The organism is Pseudomonas sp. B20(2017) (assembly GCF_002113125.1).
GTDB lineage: Bacteria > Pseudomonadota > Gammaproteobacteria > Pseudomonadales > Pseudomonadaceae > Aquipseudomonas.
Genome location: NZ_NEJP01000013.1, coordinates 142,078 through 162,271, shown reverse-complemented (window position 1 = coordinate 162,271; position 20,194 = coordinate 142,078). Strand labels below are relative to the sequence as shown.

Here is a 20,194-nt window from a genome sequence, read left to right as displayed (position 1 = left end):
CAGAACCCTGTGGGAGCGGGCTTGGTCCGGGCGGCGATCCGACGAAGAGGCCAGACCGGTTTACATCAATGCCGGATCAGTTTGCTGCGCACCTGCTCCATGGAAACCTGATCCAGATCCACCCAGAATTGCTGCTTGCCCGCGATCTCCGCAGCGACCGGCAATCCGTCGCGATACACCAGTCGATTGCTCGCCAGCGCCGGCACTTTCGCGCCCGGTAACAAGGTGCCGGCAAGGTTCAGCGGATCGACGCCGCACACCGCGATCAGGCTGCCGTCATGGGGGCGACGGCGGACTTCGCGCAGTAACGGAATCGCCTCTGGCAGGGCGAATTGCTCGCCGGCCAGACCGCTGACAAAGCGCCCGCCGCGTATCTCGCCCCGCGCTTCCAGTCGATGGAACGTGCGCAGCAGTTCGCGCCAGCTCGGCAGCCAATCGGCCTCGCGTTCCAGCAGGCGCCAGAACACCACGCCATAGCGGCGTAACAGGGTCATGGCGATGTGTTCGAGAGTTTCAGGTGACGCTGTTTGACGGTTTTCCACAACCGGCCCGCGACGCAGTAACGCCCAGCGCCCGGCATCGTCCATGCCGCCGACAAACGCCCCGCGCCCGCGTCGACTGCTGCGCTGCTGGCGCTTGCTCGCCGGGGTGATCAGCGCCCGCAATCCGGCAAAGCTGTCGGCATTCACCAGCCCGGCGCCGACCAGTTCCTGCAAGGCGATTTCCAGCTCGGTGCGCAGCAGGTGCGCTTCATGCATCAGCTCATCGAAAAACAGCGCGCCGTGCTGGCTCAGCGCGTCGAACACCTTGCGGGTTTTGGGCGACAGCTCACTGACCGGCGTCTGCTCGGCCAGCGCGCTCCACAAGCCGACCTGACTGCGCGGCAGCAACACGATGGGGGTGCTGCGCAATGCCGTGCCGCTGATGTTTTGCCGGGCGCTGAGGCGTGTCCATACCAGCTTTCCGCTGCGGCACAGATCGTCCAGCCAGCTCGGTGAATAATCTTTGAGCCGCGCGGGAAGGAGGTCGCTGTCCCAGGCCGAAGCGGCAGCCGGATAACCTTCGAACTGGCCGACAATCGCTGGCAACACGGCGCTGCCCTGACCGCGGGTTGACGGGGACAAGTGCTGCCAGTCGAACAGGAACCGCATGAAATCCTGCAACGCCACCGGCTCGATTTCCCGGCGCAGACGCTTGACCGTGTAGCGGTGAATTCGCGCCAGCAGATGCCGCTCGCACCATTCTTCAACGGTCGATCCCGGTGTGAACCGGCCGCGCAGCACATAACCCTCGCGCTCAAGATGAGCGAGGGCTTGATGAGCAGAGGCCGGCATCAGGGCCAGCGGTTCGGCAATCGCCGCCAGCGGTAGCGGGCCGAATGCGCCGAGCCGCGCGCGGATCACTTCGATCAGTGCGTCATCGGCTGCCCATGTTTCGTCGAAACCGGGCAACGCGGGCAGTGCCGACTGCGCCTGTGGATAAAGCGCTTGCAGACAGGTCAGGCGTTCTCTTGCCAACCACAGTGAATGCTCGGGATCGATTAGCAACTGGCAGGCTCGTCCGGTTTCGGCCAAGGCATTCAGCCAATCGCGCCACTGCGGATTGGTCTCGACTTCGCGGTCGCTGATGCAGGCCAGGCTCATCAGTGCTTCGTGCATTTCATCGGCGCTGTTCGGCGTCGGCCAGGCTTCTTCGCGCACGGCAGTGATCGCGTCGGCGTCCAGCGCGCCGAGGTCATCGGTGGATTGCGGATCGCTCCAGCGGCGGTTGAGCACGGCCTGGGTGCGACGTTCTTCCAGCGGCGCATCGTCGAGAAAGGTGTAGGGCCGGGCGCTGAGGATTTCCGCCGCCAGCGGCGAGGGCGCCGGCAGGTCACGGGCGATCAGGCGTACTTCGCCGCGCTCCATGCGCCGCAGCAGTTGCAGCCAGCCTTCGCTGTCCATCGCCTCGTGCAGGCAATCGTCGAGGGTTTGCTCCACCAGCGGATGCTCGGGAATTTCCCGTTCGCCGGCGAGGTTTTCCAGGCAAGCGATCTGATCGGGAAACACGCTGGCGATCAAGTCTTCGCTTTTCATGCGCTGCAATTGCGGTGCGACTTTGCGCCCGCCCGTGTAGCGCGGCAGGGCCAGCGCCACCCCGGCATTCCAGCGCCAGCGCACACCGAACAGCGGCGCATCCAGCACGGCTTGAATCAGGATGTGCTCGGCGCTGTTGCTGTGCAGATAACGCCAGACCTCGTCGAGTTCGAAACTGTGGCTGGTGGACAGCGACAGCACGATCGCATCTTCACTGGCGGCGGCCTGCAATTCGAAGTTGAAGGTGCGGCAGAAGCGCTTGCGCAGGGCCAGGCCCCAGGCGCGGTTGATGCGACTGCCGAACGGCGAATGGATGATCAGTTGGGTGCCGCCGGATTCGTCGAAAAACCGCTCCATCAGCAGCGTGTCCCGCGACGGCAAGGCACCTAGGGCGAGGCGCGCGCGGGCCAGATAATCCACCAATTGTTCGGCGCTGGCCAGGTTCAGGCCGAGGGTGTCGGTCAGCCAGTCGAGGGCCGGTTGCAAATCACCGGGGCTGGCGCTGAGCAATTGATCGAGCTGCGCGTGCAGGCGCGCCACCGCCGCCGACAATTCATCGCTGCGCCCCGGCGCCTCGCCGAGCCAGAACGGAATGGTCGGCGGCTGGCCCTGAGCGTCCTCGACCCTAACCTTGCCGGTTTCCACCCGCAGGATGCGATAGGAGGCGTTGCCGAGCTGGAACACGTCGCCGGCAATGCTTTCCACGGCGAAGTCTTCGTTGACGCTGCCGATGTTCAGGCCCTGGGGTTCGAGCAATACGCTGTAGTCGGCGTTGTCGGGGATGGTGCCGCCGCTGGTGACGGCGGTCAGCCGAGCGCCGCGTCGTCCGCGCAGGGTTCGGCTCACGGCGTCGCGATGCAGGTAGGCGCTGCGGATGCCCTGACGGCCGTTGTAGCCCTCGGCGAGCATCGCCAGCAGGGCCTGATAATGTTTTTCGTCGAGGCGGGCGTAGGGCTCGGCCCGGCGGAACAGCGCGAGCAAATCGTCCTCGGCCCATTCCTGGCAACTGACCTCGGCGATGATCTGCTGCGCCAGCACATCCAGCGGCGCTTCGGGGATGTGCAGCGTATCGAGTTCACCCCGGCGCACGCAGTCGAGCAGGGCGGCGCATTCGATCAGGTCGTCGCGGGTGGTGGCGAACAGTCGCCCTTTGGGCGTGCCGCCAACCTGGTGTCCGGAACGGCCGACCCGTTGCAGAAACCCGGCAATCGAGCGAGGCGAGGCGATCTGGCACACGAGGTCGACTTCACCGATGTCGATCCCCAGTTCCAGCGACGCGGTGGCAATCAGCACTTGCAGTTCACCGCGCTTGAGACGCTGCTCGGCGTCGAGGCGAAACTCCTTGGCGAGGCTGCCATGGTGCGCAGCTACGGCGTGTTTGCCGAGGCGCTCGCTGAGATGACGGCTCAAGCGTTCGGCCAGGCGCCGGGTGTTGACGAAAATCAGCGTGGTGCGATGTTCCCGGGCCAGTACGGCGAGGCGGTCGTAGACCAGTTCCCAGACATCATTGGCCATCACCGCTGACAACGGCACCGGCGGCACTTCGATGCCCAAATCCCGTGGACGAGCGTGGCCAATGTCGATGATTTCGCAGGGGCGCTCATGGCCGACCAGAAACCGCGCGACCGCATCGATCGGTTTTTGCGTGGCCGACAGACCGATGCGGGTCAGCGGTTCAGGACACAGCGCCTGCAAGCGTTCGAGGCTCAAGGCCAGGTGACTGCCGCGTTTGCCGGCGGCGATGGCATGGATCTCGTCGACGATCACCGTGCGCGTGGTGCCAAGCATTTTGCGGCCGGATTCCGAGCCGAGCAGCACGTAGAGCGATTCCGGGGTGGTCACCAGAATGTGCGGCGCGCTCTTGCGCATGGCGGCGCGGTCTTTCTGCGGGGTGTCGCCGATGCGCACGGCGGTGGTGATTTCCAGCGCCGGCAGATCCATTTGGCGTAACTGCTCGGTAATCCCGGCCAGCGGATTCTGCAGGTTGATGCGGATATCGTTGGACAACGCCTTGAGCGGCGAAACATAGACCACCAGGGTTTCGTCCGGCAGACCGTCCGGGGTTTCCAGGCCACGGTGGACCAGATCGTCGAGTACGGCGAGGAACGCGGTGAGGGTCTTGCCGGAGCCGGTGGGCGCGGCGATCAGCGTCGAACGGCGCTGACGGATCAACGGCCATGCGCGGGCCTGGGCGGCGGTGACCGTCGGGAATGTGCTGCTGAACCAGGCGCTGACGGCGGGGTGGAAGCCTGCCAGGGCCGCGTCCTTGGGGAGGGGCAGATTCATGGCTTCAGTTATGCGGGTGGGCGGGCGAAGTTGCAAGTACCGCTGGGGATCTACACTTTACGGGTGACGGTTGCGCACTAAACCCGCAAAATGCAACGATTCCGGCAATTATCGACGACGCTGCCACGAGCATCGTCGCCAAAGCCATCGTTCCAATCAGACTGGGCCTGCTGACTCTATGCGAATGCGCCTTATGTTACTGGGCGGCGGAAATGCCCTTGGGCAGGCGCTGATTCGCCTCGGTGCAGAGGAAGACATCGGTTTCCTCGCCCCCCGCCCGCCCGAAGACGGCTGGGATGCCGCGAGCCTGACTCAATTGCTCGACGACACCCGTCCCGATGCGTTGATCAACCTCGCCTACTATTTCGACTGGTTTCAGGCCGAGGCCGTCAGCGAAAGCCGTCTGGCCGGGCAAGAACGCGCCATCGAGCGACTGGCCGAACTGTGCCAGCACCACAACATCGTGCTGGTGCAGCCGTCCAGTTATCGAGTGTTCGACGGCTCCCGCGCCACCGCCTACAGCGAAAAGGACGAACCGGTGCCATTGGGCCTGCGCGGTCAGGCGTTGTGGCGGATCGAACAGAGCGTACGCGCCACCTGCCCGCAACACGTGCTGCTGCGCTTTGGCTGGCTGCTCGATGACAGTCCGGAAGGCATCCTCGGACGTTTCCTGGCCCGCGCCGAACAGCCGGAAGAATTGCTGCTGGCCGATGACCGCCGTGGCAATCCGACCCCGGCCGACGATGCCGCGCGGGTGATCATCTCGGTGCTCAAGCAACTCGATTGCGCCGCGCCGCTGTGGGGCACTTACCACTACGCCGGCCACGAGGCGACCACGCCGCTGGCGCTGGGCCAGGCGATTCTCACCGAAGCGCGCGGCCTGCACCCGCTGGCCATCGAAGCCCCGACCGCCCAGGCCCACGCCGCGCGGCCGGATGCCGCCGAAGAACCGCAACACGCGGTGCTCGCCTGCAAGAAAATTCTGCACACTTTCGGGATCAAGCCGCGCGCCTGGCGTGCCGCGCTCCCGGGCTTACTGGATAGGTTTTATCGTCATGGCTGAAGGCCCTGTTCTCATCACCGGCGGCGCCGGTTTCATCGGCTCGCACCTGACTGACGCGCTGCTTGCCAAGGGCCATTCGGTGCGGATCCTCGATGATCTGTCGACCGGCAAGCGCAGCAATTTGCCGCTGGATAATCCCAGGGTCGAGTTGATCGTCGGCGATGTGGCCGACGCCGCATTGGTCGCACAGTCAATGCAGGGTTGCAGCGCTGTCGCGCATCTGGCCGCCGTGGCGTCGGTGCAGGCGTCGGTGGACGATCCGGTGAAAACCCACCAAAGCAATTTCATCGGCACGCTGAACGTTTGCGAAGCCATGCGCGAGGCCGGCGTCAAACGTGTGCTGTACGCCTCCAGCGCAGCCGTCTACGGCAACAATGGCGAAGGCGAGTCGATTGACGAAGACACGCCCAAGGCGCCGTTGACGCCTTATGCGTCGGACAAACTGGCCGGCGAGCAGTATTTCGATTTCTACCGCCGCCAGCACGGTCTGGAACCGGCGATCTTCCGTTTCTTCAACATCTTCGGCCCGCGCCAGGATCCGTCCTCGCCGTACTCCGGGGTGATCAGCATCTTCAGCGAACGCGCGCAGAAAGGCCTGCCGATCACTGTGTTCGGCGATGGCGAGCAGACACGGGATTTCATGTATGTCGAAGACCTGGTCGACGTGCTGGTGCAGGCGATCGAAAAGCCGCAAGTGGACGTCGGTGCGGTGAACGTCGGGTGGAATCAGGCGACCAATCTCAAGCAGATGCTGACCGCGCTCGAAGCGGTGGTCGGCGAGTTGCCGCCCGTCAGCTACGGCCCGGCGCGCTCCGGTGACATTCGCCATTCGCGGGCGAACAACAGTCGGTTGCTTGAGCGATTCAAGTGCCCGACGCCAACACCGATGAACGTCGGCCTGGCCCGTCTGCTCGGCCGCTGAGCTTCTTGCAGACATGAAAAAGGCGCCTTTTGACAGGCGCCTTTTTCACGGCCGGAATTCGGCGTTCACACCGGTATCCTGTAGCGAGGGAGCTTGCTCCCCGGTCGATTGCGTAATATCGCCGTCAGTTCTGAGCCTGCCCGCCACCAAGCCTCATTCACCACCACGTGAACGTTCTTTAGAACTTGTAGCCTAGACCAACCATGTAGATGAAGGGATCAACGTCCACATTCACCCGTGCACGGGTGCCCGGAGCCACGGCGTTGTTCTCGACGGTGGCGCGGGTGTCGATGTCGATGTAGCGCACCTGGGCGTTGAGCATGATGTTGTCGGTCAGCATGTAGTCGGCACCGACCTGCCAGGCCAGGCCCCAGGAGTTTTTCGCCTTGAAGTTGCTGAAGCCGTTGGACTGGGCTTCGCTGCCGACGTGCTCGTCGTAGATCCAGGTGTAGTTGATGCCGCCGCCGATGTACGGCTGGAACGCTGATTTGGCGTCCAGTGGGTAGTAGACGACGCTCAGGGTCGGCGGCAAGTGTTTCAGAGTGCCGAGCTTGCCGTTGGCGGCGGGCAGGGCAGTGCCCTTGAGCTTCACGTCATGTTCGAACGGGGACGCGGCCAACAGCTCGATACCGATGTTGTTGGTCAGCATGTAAGCGAAGTTCAGGCCCAGTTGGGTGTCGCTGCTCATGGTCGCCTTGCCGCCCAGGTTGGCGCCGCTCAGCGGACCCTGATCGACCTTGACGCTGGAGCTGTCGGCCTTCGGGTTGACGGTGATCGCACCGGCACGAACGATGATGTCGCCGGCTTCGTGGGCGTGGGCGAGCGGGGCTGCGAGCGCGAGGGCAAACAGCGAGGCGCTGAGCAAGGACTTGTTCATGGAAGCTCCCAAAGGACGTTAAAAATGTTTGATGTCCTATGGTACGAATCCGTCTGATACGGTCTTTTGACTCAGCTCAATGAAACAGTGATGGGCAGTTTTTTTGTGGAACCTTTGCCGACCCCTTCGCGAGCAAGCTCGCTCCCACATTAGAGCTCGGTCAACTGTGGGAGCGAGCTTGCTCGCGAAGACAATGGGCCAAACAGTACAGAATTACCGGACTTACTCCGGCAGCTCATAGACGTAAATCTTGTCCGCATCCATCTGATACCCGGCATCGGCCAGTTCGCTGGTGGACTGCTTGACCTGCAACGGCCCTTCGACCCAGTACGGCTGATACAGCTCGTCAAGCTTCACGCCGAGTTCGCTTTTCACGTGCACGATCTGGTTCGACGGCGGTGGCGGCACGTGGATGCAGGCGCCGAAATACGGCACCAGCAGGAAGTCCGTGGTGCGCCCTTCTTCGCTGACTTCCAGCGGCACGATGTAGCCCGGCAGGCGGATGTTCTGGCCGTCGAGGCTTTGCACTACCGGTGCGTTAGGCATGTCCTGCTTGGCTGCCGGCGCCGATTCGGCGGACAGCGCGTCGCTCATCTTCGACAGGTCGTGCAGCGGCGTCATGTTCGGCACTTCGGGCGCCGCGTCCGGCGGGATCATCTCCGACCAGGTCAGGTCTTTCGGCGCCGCCGCCCACACGGGCAGGGCGACCAGCAACAGCAGCGCAAGCACGGCGCGGGGCATGGTGAACATCCTCATAAACGGATCGACAGGCCATCGGCCAGAGATTGGCGATACGCGCGCCAGGCCGGCACGCTGCCCATCAGCAGCGCGGCAGCCAGAATGCCACCGAGCAGCGTCCATTCATACCCGCTTGGCCAGGCCAACGGCAGATACAAGCCGTAATTGGCCTGCACATAACCCTGAGCGGCGGCGATGCCGAGGTACAGCAACGCCAGCCCGGCGATCACCCCGGTCAGCGCCAGAGCAAAGGCTTCCAGCACCAAAAGACTTGCGATATGCCAGGGCCGCGCGCCCACCGAACGCAGGATCGCCATTTCGCGACGGCGTTCGTTGAGGCTGGTGAGAATCGCCGTGAGCATGCCGATCAACCCGGTCAGCACCACGAACAGCGAGACCACGAACAACGCTTTTTCGGCGGTGCTCATCAGGCTCCACAACTCCTGCAAGGCCACGCCCGGCAGGATCGCCAGCATCGGCTCGCCACGGAATTCATTGATCTCCCGTTGCAGGGCAAAGGTGGAAATCTTGCTGTTGAGGCCGAGCATGAACGCGGTGATCGCTTGCGGCGTCAGGTCCATGTTGCGTGCCTGATCGGCGCTGATCCGACCGTTACCACGGGCCGGCACGCCGTTGTGCCAGTCGATGTGAATCGCCTCCATGCCGCCGAGGCTGATGTGCAACGTGCGATCCACCGGGGTGCCGGTGCGCTTGAGAATCCCGACCACGGTGAACGGCTTGTCGTCGTGCTTGACCAGGCTGATCGCCGCCACGCCGTGGGCCAGCACCAGCTTGTCGCCGAGCTTGTAATGCAGGGCCTCGGCCACTTCGGCACCGAGCACCACTTCGAACGGATCGGTGGCGAAGGCGCGGCCGTCCGCCAGTTCCAGATGCTGCTGGCGACCGTACTGGTAATGCTCGAAATAGGCTTCGGTGGTGCCCATCACCCGGTAGCCGCGATGGGAATCGCCAAGGGACATCGGGATCGCCCACTTCACTTTCGGATTGCTGGCGAAGTGTTCAAAGCTGTCCCAACGAATGTTGTTGGTGGCATTGCCGATGCGGAACACCGAATACAGCAGCAGGTTCACCGACCCGGAACGGGCGCCGACGATCAGGTCGGTGCCGCTGATGGTGCTGGCGAAACTGGCCTTGGCTTCAGTGCGCACCCGCTCCACCGCCAGCAGCAGGCAGACGGAAAGCGCGATGGCGAAAGCGGTGAGCAGGGCGGTGAAACGACGGTTGGCGAGGCTGGCCATGGCCAGGCGGAACAGATACATCTCAGACCTCGGCAGACGTGGCGGCGCGATTGAGTTCGGCCAGGGACAGGTGACGGTCGAACAGCGGCGCCAGGCTCTGGTCGTGGCTGACGAACAACAGGCTCGACCCGGCTTCGCGGCATTCGGCGAACAGCAGGCGAATGAAGTTTTCCCGGGCGTCGTAATCCAGTGCCGAGGTCGGTTCGTCGGCGATCACCAGTTCCGGCTGACCGATCAATGCGCGTGCAGCGGCGACCCGCTGTTGCTGACCGATCGACAGCGAATCGGCGCGGCGACTCAGAATGCTTTCGTCCTTCAAGCCCAGGTGGGCAAGCAGGGTGGCGGCGGCCTGATCGACGCTGCCATGACGCTGCTTCGCACGCTCGGCACGCAGTTTTGAAAAGTGGCACGGCAGCTCGACGTTCTCGCGCACCGAGAGAAACGGCAGCAGGTTGAACTGCTGGAAAATGTAGCCGGTGTGATCGACGCGAAAGCGATCACGGGCGCCGGCACCCAGTTCGGTCAGCTCCTGGCCGAGCAGGCGAATGCTGCCGCGACCGGGTTTCTGCACCCCGCCGAGCAGGCCGAGCAGGGTGGTCTTGCCGCTGCCGCTGGGGCCCTTGAGGAATAGGGTTTCGCCGGCTTCCAGACGAAACGCCGGGATGTCCAGCAGCGGCGGGTGACCGGGCCAGTTGAAGCCCAGGTCGGACAGTTCGATGAGTGCTTGGGTCATGGCGCCGTTTTCGTTGTTTGACACAAAACCCTGTGTGGGAGCGAGCCTGCTCGCGAAAGCGCTGGATCAGTCAACATCGATATCGACGGACCGATTGCATTCGCGAGCAGGCTCGCTCCCACAGGGGGATTTCGGTGGATTTAAAATTTCAGGGCGGCGGCCTTGGCCGTCACTTCCGTGCCTTGCTGGCCGCTCGGGCTGATCAGTTGTACCTGAATTTTCTGGGTGGCCGGGAAGGTATTGAACAGGTTCGCCAGATCCAGGGTTTTCAACGCACCCGGCGCCGCACAGCTGAACTGGTAGTGAGCGTGGATTTCGCTGTGGTCGTGATGATGCTCGTGACCGTCCTTGCCGGCTTCCTCTTCGTCGTGGTCGTCGGCATCCGGTTTGTCGCCGAACAGCGGGCTTTCCAGTTCCTGGCTGGTGACCTTGCAACCGGCGGCGGCCGGCAGGCTGAACAGTGCCAGCGGTTTTTCGAGCTGTGCACGCGCGGCTGCGACCTTGGCCTTGTCGGCATCGCTGGTGGCGACGTGTTCGAAACCCACGAGGTTCATCGCCGGGCTTTCCAGCTCCAGCTCCAGGGTCTGGCCGTCGAGGGCGGCGTTCAGGCGACCGACGCCATGTTCGTGGGCACCGAGACTGCCGTGCTCATGGTCGTGATCATGCTCATCGGCGGCATGGGCGATGGCCAGCGGCAACAGGGCAAACGGCAAAGCGAGCAGCAGACGACGCATGGCTGTCTCCGGGAAGTAAAGTGAAAAGTTTGTTATGTAATCTTATAACGAAAGTGCGCAGAGTTTGCCCGCCCGCTTGGCGTTACACAAGTCCCATGGGAGCATGCAGGTCAGAAATGTGCGGGAGAAAAGCTTATGTTGCGGATACGCGGAACCGTCGGCGAGTTGCCGGTGGATTTGACCTTGGAACTGGATGAAAGCGACTGGGCGCGGCTCGGTTCGCAGTTTGGCGTGCAAGTGCAGGCAGCCCAGCCGCAAGCAGCAGCGGCGGCGCCTGTGGCGAAACCGGTGAATCAGGATGACGCGTTGTGGCAGGTCGCCAGGGATTTGCTGCGCAAGGCCGGGCAACTCAGCGGGCCGGAATTGCTGGATCAGCTTGAAGGGCTGACCGGCAGCGCGGCGGCGGGCAAGCGCCTGCTGGTGCGCCTGCGTCATTCATCCGATGTGAAAGTGCTGAGCGGCGGGGATACGCCGCTCTACAGCTGGATCGAGTAAGCGCTTAGTACAGCGCCGCAAACACCTTGCGCCGGTAAGCGGTCACCAGCGGGTGATCGTTGCCCAGCAGTTCGAACACTTGCAGCAAGGTTTTGTGCGGCAGGCCTTCGCCGTAGCTGCGGTTGCGGATGAACAGCTTGAGCAGTGCGTCCAGCGCTGCTTCGTATTGCTGACGGGCCAGTTGCTGGATCGCCAGTTGATACACCGCTTCATCGTCCTGCGGCTTCTGCGCCAGACGGCTCTTCAGGTCGGCGGCATCCGGCAGGTCACGGGCCAGGCCGAGGAACTTGATCTGCGCCTTGGCACCAGCCAGTGCAGCCTTGTGTTCGTCGCTCTTGACCGCGTCGAGCACGGTTTGCGCTTCGCCCAGCTCACCGCGTTCGGTCAGGCATCGAGCGTAGAGGATCAGCGCCTTGGCATTGGTGTTGTCTTCGCCCAGCAGCGTAACCAGTGTCGCTTCCGCGTCGGCGTAACGGCCTTCTTCAAACAGTGCCTGAGCCTGTTCGAGCGGATCGGCGGCGGACGGCGCCGGCATCTGCACATGCGGTTCGAGCAGGGCGCGCACGGCGGATTCCGGTTGCGCACCGGCAAAACCGTCCACCGGTTGACCGTCCTTGAACAGCACCACGGTCGGCAGGCTGCGGATGCCGAAGCGGGCAACAATGTCCTGCTCGATATCGCAATTGACCTTGGCCAGCAGCAACTCGCCCTGATAGCTCTCGGCGATGCCTTGCAGCATCGGCATCAGCGCCTTGCACGGCGCACACCATTCGGCCCAGAAATCCACCAGCACCGGTTTTTGAAAGGAAGCCTCGATTACCGACTGGTCGAAGTCGGCCGTCGTGGCGTCGAAGATGTACGGCGTTTGCTGGCTCATGGGGAATCTCGTAAAAGCGTGAATGGGGCAACTATACGGTCAGGCGCGGGCCGCATGGTAGAGGCTGACATGGCGAAACTCTTCGGGCTCGGCCAGATCCGGCAGGGTCATGGCTTCGAGCATTTCGATGCGCCGGTACAGCGGATGCCGGAAATCCCGAACCCGCGAATCCGCCACCAGCGCTTCGCGGCCACGGCTCAGGAAGGCGTCGAGCAGCGGCAGGTTTTCCCGGTCGTACAAGACGTCGGCCACCAGGATCAGATCGAAGCGATCCGCCTCGGCGAAGAAGTCCGTGGAGTAACTCATCTGCACATCATTGAGTTCGGCATTCGCCCGACAGGCGGCAATCGCCAGCGGGTCAAGGTCGCAGGCCACCACTTCCAGCGCCCCGGCCTTCACCGCCGCGATGCCGGCGATCCCGGAACCGGCGCCGAAATCCAGCACTCGCTTGCCTCGAACCCACTCGGGAAACTCCGCCAGATAGCGCGCCACCGCCAGGCCGCTGGCCCAGCAGAAACTCCAGTAGGGCGGTTCATGCAGGATGCGTTGGGTTTCCTCCTGGCTGAATTCGCGCGCCATGTTGTCGCCGTCGATCAGCCAGAGCTGCAAATCGGTGTCCGGCAACGCACAGGCTTTCAGTCGCGCGTCGCCGAGCAATTCGCCCAGCGACTGTTGCAGGTCTGACGGTGCATTCATGGTGCTTTGATAAATTGCAGCTGGCCCAGCGCCTGGGTGGTCGGCTGAGTGATGGTCTGCGACGGCAGGTGCAGGATCAACTGGCCGGACTGGCTGGCGCGGCCGCGCAATTCAACCCGCGCGCCAACCGGGAAGGATTCGGGGTTGAAGCGCAGGTGAAACGGCAGAATCTGGTTGTTGCCGATCAGGCTGGAACTGGCGAGCAATTGTTGCGGGCGATCCTTCTCGTCGATCACCAGCAGCGCCAGTTCGACTTCGGCGCCGGCCGGCACGCCTTGCAGGGTGCCGCTCAGTTCGCGCTGATACGCCGGCAGCGGGCCGAGGTCGGCGGCTTCCCGGGCTTTTTTCTGCGCCTGTTGCGGCGCCGGGCCCGGCGTGGGCGGCTGAGGCTTGGGCGCGTCGCTGCCACAGGCCACCAGCAGGCTGAAAACACTGAGCAAAACGAGCGGTCGTAGGGACATTGGCGGCTCCAGCAAAATGAAATCCATGGATCAATCGATCATGGCAGTCTGTATACCGCAAAGCCTATGGCTTGTCTTGCCACCGGGATGCGCTACCATGGCCCTCCCTTTTTTTGTTGCCAGCCACCATGCACTGTCCCTTCTGCGGTGCCAACGACACCAAGGTCATCGACTCGCGTCTGGTCGCCGAGGGCGAACAGGTGCGCCGCCGGCGTGAATGCCTGGCCTGCGGCGAACGTTTCACGACGTTCGAGACGGCCGAACTGGTGTTGCCGCGCCTGATCAAAACCGACGGCAGCCGCCAACCGTTCGACGAAGAAAAACTCCGCGCCGGCATGCAACGCGCCCTGGAGAAACGTCCGGTGAGCGTCGAGCGCCTCGAATCCTCGCTGGTCCATATCAAGCACAAGCTGCGCGCCACCGGCGAGCGCGAGGTCAAGTCCCTCGTGGTCGGCGAACTGGTGATGGCCGAGCTGCAAAAGCTCGATGAAGTCGCCTACATCCGTTTCGCTTCCGTGTACCGCCGCTTCCAGGACCTCAACGAATTTCGCGAAGAGATCGACCGCCTTGCCCGCGAACCGGTGAAAGAATGACCACCGCCGCCGAGCAGGCCATCCTCGACGCCCACTTCATGGCCCGGGCCCTGGAGCTGGCGCGCAAGGGACACTACACGACTCATCCCAATCCACGGGTCGGCTGTGTGATCGTGCGCGACGGGCAGATTGTCGGCGAAGGCTGGCATGAGCGCGCCGGCGAACCCCACGCCGAAGTCCACGCCCTGCGCGCCGCCGGTGAGCAAGCCCGGGGCGCCACGGCTTACGTGACCCTCGAACCTTGCAGCCATCACGGCCGTACGCCGCCGTGCGCCGATGCACTGGTGAATGCCGGTGTTGGCCGGGTGGTCGCGGCGATGCGCGATCCCAATCCACAAGTCGCCGGGCGTGGTCTGCAGCGTCTGGCCGATGCCGGCATCGCCACCGAAAGCGGCGTACTGGAAGCTGAGGCGCGCAAGCTCAATCAAGGTTTTCTGAAGCGCATGGAACACGGCTTGCCGTTTGTGCGGGTGAAGTTGGCCATGAGCCTCGACGGCCGCACGGCGATGGAAAGCGGCGAGAGCCAATGGATCACCGGCCCTGCCGCGCGTTCGGCGGTGCAGCGTCTGCGCGCCCAGGCCAGTGTGGTGCTGACCGGCGCCGACACGGTGCTGGCCGACGGTGCTCGCCTGACCGTTCGCGGCGAAGAGCTGGGGCTGGATGCTGAACAAACCGCGCTGGCCCTGAGCCGTCCGCCGTTGCGGGTGCTGATCGACGGGCGTCTGCGGGTGCCGCTGGATGCGCCGTTCTTCAAGGCCGGCCCGGCGCTGGTCGCCACCTGCGTAGCCATCGAAGAACAGTACGCCCACGGTCCGGAATGCCTGATCGTGCCGGGCGATGATGGTCAGGTCGATCTGCACCAGTTGCTGATCGAGCTGGCCAGCCGTGGCGTCAACGAAGTGCTGGTCGAGGCCGGTCCGCGACTGGCGGGCGCGTTTGCCCAGCTCGGTCTGGTCGACGAGTTCGTGATCTTCATCGCCGGTAAGTTCCTCGGCTCCATGGCGCGTCCGCTGTTGGACTGGCCGCTCGCCTATATGAAGGATGCGCCGGAGCTGAAAATCACTGAAATTCGCGCGGTTGGCGATGACTGGCGAGTCACTGCAATCCCTGTCTCATCGGCGAGCGTATAATTCCCGGCCATCGCGTTAGCGCTGGCTTCGTTCTCAAGGAGAACCCCATGTTTACCGGCATCATCGAATCCATCGGCAGTATCCGCGCACTGACCCCAAAGGGTGGTGATGTGCGGGTGCATGTCGAAACCGGCAAGCTCGACCTGAGCGACGTCAAACTCGGCGACAGCATCGCGGTCAACGGCGTGTGCCTGACCGCGGTTGAACTGCCGGGCAACGGCTTCGCCGCCGACGTCAGTCGCGAAACCCTCGACTGCACCGCCATGAATGACCTGAAAAGCGGCAGCCCGGTCAACCTGGAAAAAGCCCTGACCCCGACCACCCGTCTCGGCGGGCATCTGGTCAGCGGTCACGTCGACGGTGTCGGCGAAGTGGTTTCGCGCAGCGACAATGCCCGCGCCGTGGAATTTCGCATCCGCGCGCCGAAGGAACTGGCCAAGTACATCGCCCACAAAGGCTCGATCACCGTCGACGGCACCAGCCTGACCGTGAACGCGGTCGATGGCGCCGAATTCCTGCTGACGATCATCCCGCATACCCTGAGCGAAACCATCATGGCGTCCTACAAGCCAGGTCGCCGGGTGAACCTGGAAGTCGACCTGCTGGCGCGTTATCTGGAGCGTCTGCTTCTGGGCGACAGGGCCGCTGAGCCTGACTCTTCACAAAAGCCTGGCGGTGGCATCACTGAAAGCTTTCTGGCCGCCAACGGCTACCTCAAATCCTGACTGAAGGGGGTGCCTTGTGGCGCTCAATAGCATCGAAGAACTGGTTGAAGACATCCGCCAAGGCAAGATGGTCATCCTCATGGATGACGAAGACCGCGAGAACGAAGGCGACCTGATCATGGCCGCCGAATGCTGCAAGGCCGAGCACATCAACTTCATGGCCAAGCACGCCCGTGGCCTGATCTGCATGCCGATGAGCCGCGAGCGCTGCGAAACCCTGAAGCTGCCGCTGATGGCACCACGCAACGGTTCCGGTTTCGGCACCAAGTTCACCGTCTCGATCGAAGCGGCCGAAGGCGTGACCACCGGCATCTCCGCCGCTGACCGCGCACGCACCGTGCAAGCGGCCGCAGCGAAAGACGCGAAAGCCGAAGACATCGTCAGCCCGGGCCACATCTTCCCGCTGATGGCCCAGGCCGGTGGCACCCTGGCTCGCGCCGGTCACACCGAAGCCGCCTGCGACCTGGCGCGCATGGCCGGTTTCGAGCCGAGCGGCGTGATCTGCGAAGTGATGAACGATGACGGCACCATGTCCCGTCGCGCCGAGCTGGAAGCTTTTGCGGCTGAACACGACATCAAGATTGGCACCATCGCCGACCTGATTCACTACCGGATGATCCACGAACGTACCGTTCAGCGGATTGCCGAGCAGCCGCTGGACAGCGAACTGGGCCAATTCAACCTGGTGACCTATCGTGATTCCGTGGAAGGCGACGTGCACATGGCACTGACCCTGGGCACCGTTTGCGCCGAAGAACCGACCCTGGTTCGCGTGCACAACATGGACCCGCTGCGCGACCTGCTGATGGTCAAGCAACCGGGCCGCTGGAGCCTGCGCGCCGCCATGGCTGCGGTCGCCGAGGCCGGCAGCGGTGTGGTGCTGTTGCTCGGTCACCCGCTGGATGGCGACGTGTTGCTGGCGCACATTCGCGAAACCGGCGATCAGGCGGCGGTGAAAAAACCGACCACCTACAGCATCGTCGGTGCCGGTTCGCAGATCTTGCGTGACCTCGGCGTGCGCAAAATGCGTTTGATGAGCGCGCCGATGAAGTTCAATGCGATATCCGGTTTCGATCTGGAAGTTGTAGAATACGTGCCCTCCGAATAATGACCGGTTGTTTCCGGCTCCGAGTTCGCGGCAAATAAATCACTGAGGGACGCGAAACAGACGCGTCCCGGCTCTTTAAGAGATCTGACGAATGACCCTGAAGACCATCGAAGGTACCTTCATCGCCCCTAAAGGCCGCTACGCTTTGGTAGTGGGCCGTTTCAACAGCTTCGTGGTTGAAAGCCTGGTTGGCGGTGCAGTTGATGCCCTGGTTCGCCACGGCGTGAGCGAAAGCGACATCACCATCATCCGCGCACCTGGCGCCTTCGAAATCCCGCTGGTTGCGCAGAAAGTCGCCCAGAAAGGTGAGTTCGCAGCAATCATCGCCCTGGGCGCGGTCATTCGTGGCGGTACTCCGCACTTCGAATACGTGGCTGGCGAGTGCACCAAGGGCCTGGCCCAGGTGTCCATGGAGTTCGGCGTACCGGTCGCTTTCGGCGTCCTGACCGTTGACTCCATCGAGCAAGCCATCGAACGTTCCGGCACCAAGGCCGGCAACAAAGGTGCTGAAGCTGCCCTGTCCGCTCTGGAAATGGTCAGCCTGCTGGCGCAGTTGGAGGCCAAGTGATTAGCGACGATAGCGATCGTTTCAACCCGCGCGATCCGAAACCTGCGGATGCCGGCAAGCCATCGAAGAGCGCCAAGCGCCGCGAAGCCCGTCAGCTCGCGACTCAGGCCCTGTATCAATGGCACATGGCCAAGGCTTCGCTGAACGAGATCGAAGCGCAATTCCGGGTCGATAACGATTTCACCGATGTCGACGGTGCTTACTTCCGCGAAATCCTGCACGGGGTTCCGGCCAACCGCACCGAAATCGACAACGCACTGACGCCTTGCCTGGATCTGGCGATCGAAGAGCTGGACCCGGTTGAACTGGCGGTTCTGCGCCTGTCCACCTGGGAACTGCTCAAGCGCGTCGACGTGCCATACCGCGTTGTGATCAACGAAGGTATCGAACTGGCCAAAGTGTTCGGTTCGACCGACGGCCACAAGTTCGTCAACGGCGTGCTCGACAAGCTGGCTCCGCGCCTGCGTGAAGCTGAAGTGAAGGCGTTCAAGCGCTGATTCGCGCTTGAATACTTTTTCTCGGCCATGGGCGAGTTTGAGCTGATCCGCAATTTCTTCGCCGCCGCGCCTTGTGCGCAGGGCGGCGAGGGCGTTGCACTGGGAATCGGCGACGACTGCGCCTTGCTGGCGGTTCCTTCCGGGGAACAGCTGGCGGTTTCCACCGATACGCTGGTGGCCGACGTGCATTTCGCCGATCCCTGCGATCCGTTTCTGCTCGGTCAGCGCTCGCTGGCCGTGGCGGTCAGCGACCTCGCTGCCATGGGCGCCACGCCCGTCGGCTTTACCCTTGCCCTGACTCTGCCGACGGTGACTGCCGATTGGCTGCAAGCCTATGCTCGCGGTTTGAATCGCATGGCGCGGGGCTGCGGCGTGGCACTGGTCGGCGGCGACACGACGCGCGGGCCGTTGAGCCTGACCGTCACCGTGTTCGGCCGCGTCCCGGCCGGCAAAGCGCTGACCCGCAGCGGCGCGCAGCCGGGCGATCTGCTGTGTGTCGGCGGCGAACTGGGCAATGCCGCCGGGGCCTTGCCGCTGGTGTTACGTCAGCGTGACGCCGAGCCTCACATCGCCCAGCCGCTGCTCGATCATTACTGGTCGCCGCAACCGCAACTCGCCCTCGGTCAGGCCCTGCGTGACAAGGCCACTTCGGCGCTGGATATCTCCGATGGGCTGCTCGCCGACTGTGGTCATATCGCATTGGCTTCGAAGGTTCGCCTCGAAGTCGAGCGCGAGCGTGTTCCGCTGTCGGATGCTCTGGTGGCGTTTCTCGGTCAGCGCGGTGCCGAACGTGCGGCGTTGAGTGGTGGCGATGATTACGTGCTGGCCTTTACCTTGCCGCCCGTCGAGTTGCCTGCGCTGCTCGCCGATGGCTGGCCGATCCATGTGATCGGCCGCGTTACGCAAGGGCAGGGCGTGGTGCTGCTGGATCGCGACGGGCATGACATCACCCCGCAAATCCGGGGTTATCAACATTTTCAGGAGTCACCGTGACAGATCACCCGAAACAGGTTCCGGCCGAATTCGTTCCGCCGTCGGTCTGGCGCAATCCCTGGCATTTCCTCGCGTTCGGTTTCGGCTCGGGCACCCTGCCCAAGGCGCCGGGCACCTGGGGCTCGTTAGTTGCGCTACCCTTTATCCCGTTATGGCAGATGCTGCCCGACTGGGGTTACTGGCTGATGCTCGGGATCACCATGCTGTTCGGCTTCTGGCTGTGCGGTAAAGTGGCCGACGATCTGCGGGTGCACGACCACGAAGGCATCGTCTGGGACGAAATGGTCGGGATGTGGATTACCCTGTGGCTGGTGCCGGAAGGCTGGTACTGGTTGCTCGCCGGGTTCCTGGTGTTCCGCTTCTTCGACATTCTCAAGCCGTGGCCGATCCGCTGGATCGACCGGCATGTTCACGGCGGCGTCGGCATCATGCTCGACGACGTGCTGGCCGGCGTGTTTGCCTGGCTGGCGATGCAGGGACTGGTGTGGGTTTTCGCCTGATTTCCAGGCGTGGATGAGGGACACAGGGATGACTCGACGCTGGTTGGCGATAGTGGTTATGACCTTGCTTGGCGCCATGGCCCAGGCACAGGACGCACCGCCGTCGGTCATTCACCTGGCCAGCGAGGACTGGGAAGACTACACCGCCGCCGATGGTCATGGCCTGGGCTGGGATGTGTTGCGCAAAGTGTTCGAACCGGCCGGCGTGACCCTGGATATCCGCACCGTGCCTTACACCCGTTCGGTAGGACTGGTGCAGTTGAAGGAGGTCGATGCACTGGTCGGTTCCTATCGCGGTGAAGCCGAGCAGGTGCTGTACCCGAAATGGAATTTCGATTCCGACCACATCTACGCGCTCGGCCTGGCCAGCAATCCACCGCCGACCCAGGCGACGCTGGGCAAGTACCGACTGGCCTGGGTACGCGGCTATCGCTACGAAACCTACCTGCCGAACGTCAAACGCTTCAACCAGATCGAGCGCCGCACCGGCATTCTGTCGATGCTCAAGCAGGGGCGGGCGGATTACTACATCGATGCGCTGACGGAAATCGAAGCGGTGGTGAGAAACGCCGCCGATCCGTCGCAGTACCGTTACTCGCATCTGGCGGAATTGCCGCTATATCTCGGTTTCGCCGACACCCCACAAGCCCGCGCACTGATGTCGATCTACGACCAGCGCATGGAGCAACTGGTGAAAAGCGGCGAGCTGAAGCCGATCTTCGCGCGCTGGAAGCAACCGTATCCGTTCGAGTAGGAGCGATGACGAAGGGCCTGTTATCAAACTTTTTGATAGTTATCCCCGATAATTCAGCCTAAGCGCCTGCGGGAACCTGCTGTTACAATGCCGCCCAGCGAATCTCGGAC

At 63.3% G+C, this 20,194-nt stretch carries 21 protein-coding genes; 12 read left to right on the top strand and 9 right to left on the bottom strand.

The features are described from left to right. Nucleotides 1-65: 65 nt before the first annotated feature. On the bottom strand, nt 66-4,361 hold the full coding sequence (locus tag CAF63_RS19785; protein ID WP_085688026.1) for a DEAD/DEAH box helicase: 4,296 nt from the start codon (nt 4,359-4,361) through the stop codon (nt 66-68). Between the two features lie 178 nt (nt 4,362-4,539). On the opposite strand from CAF63_RS19785, the gene CAF63_RS19780 reads away from it, so the two are divergent. Continuing rightward, entirely contained in the window at nt 4,540-5,424 is an 885-nt protein-coding gene (locus CAF63_RS19780) for a sugar nucleotide-binding protein (RefSeq protein ID WP_085688024.1), read from the top strand. Continuing rightward, on the top strand, nt 5,417-6,346 hold the full coding sequence (locus CAF63_RS19775) for an NAD-dependent epimerase/dehydratase family protein (RefSeq protein WP_085688022.1): 930 nt from the start codon (nt 5,417-5,419) through the stop codon (nt 6,344-6,346). Before CAF63_RS19780 ends, CAF63_RS19775 begins: the two co-directional genes overlap by 8 nt. A 178-nt stretch (nt 6,347-6,524) precedes the next feature. Here CAF63_RS19775 and CAF63_RS19770 read toward each other — a convergent pair whose 3' ends face one another. The 5 genes from CAF63_RS19770 to CAF63_RS19750 form a co-directional block, all read right to left on the bottom strand. Then, on the bottom strand, nt 6,525-7,223 hold the full coding sequence (locus CAF63_RS19770; protein ID WP_085613361.1) for an OmpW family protein: 699 nt from the start codon (nt 7,221-7,223) through the stop codon (nt 6,525-6,527). 222 nt (nt 7,224-7,445) lie between these two features. Continuing rightward, complete coding sequence (locus CAF63_RS19765; RefSeq protein ID WP_085688098.1) at nt 7,446-7,964, bottom strand: DUF3299 domain-containing protein; 519 nt, start codon at nt 7,962-7,964, stop codon at nt 7,446-7,448. A gap of 11 nt (nt 7,965-7,975) precedes the next feature. Continuing rightward, nucleotides 7,976-9,241 (bottom strand): ABC transporter permease, encoded by a 1,266-nt coding sequence (locus tag CAF63_RS19760; RefSeq protein WP_085688020.1) that lies wholly within the window; start codon nt 9,239-9,241, stop codon nt 7,976-7,978. A gap of 1 nt (nt 9,242) precedes the next feature. Further along, nucleotides 9,243-9,953, bottom strand: a complete 711-nt coding sequence (locus CAF63_RS19755) for an ABC transporter ATP-binding protein (protein ID WP_007955587.1) — start codon at nt 9,951-9,953, stop codon at nt 9,243-9,245. A 140-nt stretch (nt 9,954-10,093) separates the two neighbouring features. Next, entirely contained in the window at nt 10,094-10,687 is a 594-nt protein-coding gene (locus CAF63_RS19750) for a DUF2796 domain-containing protein (protein ID WP_007955585.1), read from the bottom strand. A gap of 135 nt (nt 10,688-10,822) precedes the next feature. On the opposite strand from CAF63_RS19750, the gene CAF63_RS19745 reads away from it, so the two are divergent. Next, nucleotides 10,823-11,182, top strand: coding sequence for a hypothetical protein (locus CAF63_RS19745; protein WP_085688018.1), 360 nt, complete (start codon nt 10,823-10,825; stop codon nt 11,180-11,182). Nucleotides 11,183-11,186: 4 nt separating this feature from the next. Here CAF63_RS19745 and trxA read toward each other — a convergent pair whose 3' ends face one another. Genes trxA through CAF63_RS19730 form a run of 3 tightly spaced genes read right to left on the bottom strand, consistent with a single transcriptional unit; the run spans nt 11,187 to nt 13,216 of the window. Then, entirely contained in the window at nt 11,187-12,059 is an 873-nt protein-coding gene (gene trxA / locus CAF63_RS19740) for a thioredoxin (RefSeq protein ID WP_085688016.1), read from the bottom strand. A 39-nt stretch (nt 12,060-12,098) separates the two neighbouring features. After that, on the bottom strand, nt 12,099-12,755 hold the full coding sequence (locus CAF63_RS19735) for a methyltransferase (protein ID WP_085688014.1): 657 nt from the start codon (nt 12,753-12,755) through the stop codon (nt 12,099-12,101). Then, nucleotides 12,752-13,216: a YbaY family lipoprotein gene (locus CAF63_RS19730; protein WP_085688096.1), complete on the bottom strand. Its 465-nt coding sequence runs from the start codon at nt 13,214-13,216 to the stop codon at nt 12,752-12,754. The genes CAF63_RS19735 and CAF63_RS19730 overlap by 4 nt, the downstream gene beginning before the upstream one ends. A gap of 128 nt (nt 13,217-13,344) precedes the next feature. On the opposite strand from CAF63_RS19730, the gene nrdR reads away from it, so the two are divergent. The 9 genes from nrdR (at nt 13,345) to CAF63_RS19685 (ending at nt 20,084) form a co-directional block, all read left to right on the top strand. After that, nucleotides 13,345-13,809 (top strand): transcriptional regulator NrdR, encoded by a 465-nt coding sequence (nrdR, locus tag CAF63_RS19725; protein ID WP_003228656.1) that lies wholly within the window; start codon nt 13,345-13,347, stop codon nt 13,807-13,809. Then, a complete protein-coding gene (ribD, locus tag CAF63_RS19720; protein ID WP_085688012.1) occupies nt 13,806-14,939 on the top strand; it encodes a bifunctional diaminohydroxyphosphoribosylaminopyrimidine deaminase/5-amino-6-(5-phosphoribosylamino)uracil reductase RibD in 1,134 nt (377 codons plus the stop codon). Before nrdR ends, ribD begins: the two co-directional genes overlap by 4 nt. 47 nt (nt 14,940-14,986) lie before the next feature. Continuing rightward, complete coding sequence (locus CAF63_RS19715; RefSeq protein ID WP_085609113.1) at nt 14,987-15,664, top strand: riboflavin synthase; 678 nt, start codon at nt 14,987-14,989, stop codon at nt 15,662-15,664. A gap of 16 nt (nt 15,665-15,680) precedes the next feature. Continuing rightward, nucleotides 15,681-16,772, top strand: a complete 1,092-nt coding sequence (ribBA, locus tag CAF63_RS19710) for a bifunctional 3,4-dihydroxy-2-butanone-4-phosphate synthase/GTP cyclohydrolase II (RefSeq protein WP_007955569.1) — start codon at nt 15,681-15,683, stop codon at nt 16,770-16,772. 91 nt (nt 16,773-16,863) lie between these two features. Next, the gene (ribE, locus tag CAF63_RS19705) at nt 16,864-17,340 is read left to right on the top strand and encodes a 6,7-dimethyl-8-ribityllumazine synthase (protein ID WP_085688009.1); all 477 of its coding nucleotides are present in this window, start codon (nt 16,864-16,866) and stop codon (nt 17,338-17,340) included. After that, nucleotides 17,337-17,837: a transcription antitermination factor NusB gene (gene nusB, locus CAF63_RS19700; protein WP_085688007.1), complete on the top strand. Its 501-nt coding sequence runs from the start codon at nt 17,337-17,339 to the stop codon at nt 17,835-17,837. Before ribE ends, nusB begins: the two co-directional genes overlap by 4 nt. Before the next feature lie 27 nt (nt 17,838-17,864). Continuing rightward, nucleotides 17,865-18,830, top strand: coding sequence for a thiamine-phosphate kinase (gene thiL, locus CAF63_RS19695; protein WP_085688005.1), 966 nt, complete (start codon nt 17,865-17,867; stop codon nt 18,828-18,830). Continuing rightward, nucleotides 18,827-19,330 carry a phosphatidylglycerophosphatase A gene (locus tag CAF63_RS19690; protein ID WP_011336134.1) on the top strand — a complete coding sequence of 168 codons (504 nt, stop codon included), beginning with the start codon at nt 18,827-18,829 and terminating at the stop codon, nt 19,328-19,330. The genes thiL and CAF63_RS19690 overlap by 4 nt, the downstream gene beginning before the upstream one ends. 28 nt (nt 19,331-19,358) lie before the next feature. Then, a complete protein-coding gene (locus CAF63_RS19685) occupies nt 19,359-20,084 on the top strand; it encodes an ABC transporter substrate-binding protein (protein WP_085688003.1) in 726 nt (241 codons plus the stop codon). Nucleotides 20,085-20,194 lie beyond the last annotated feature (110 nt).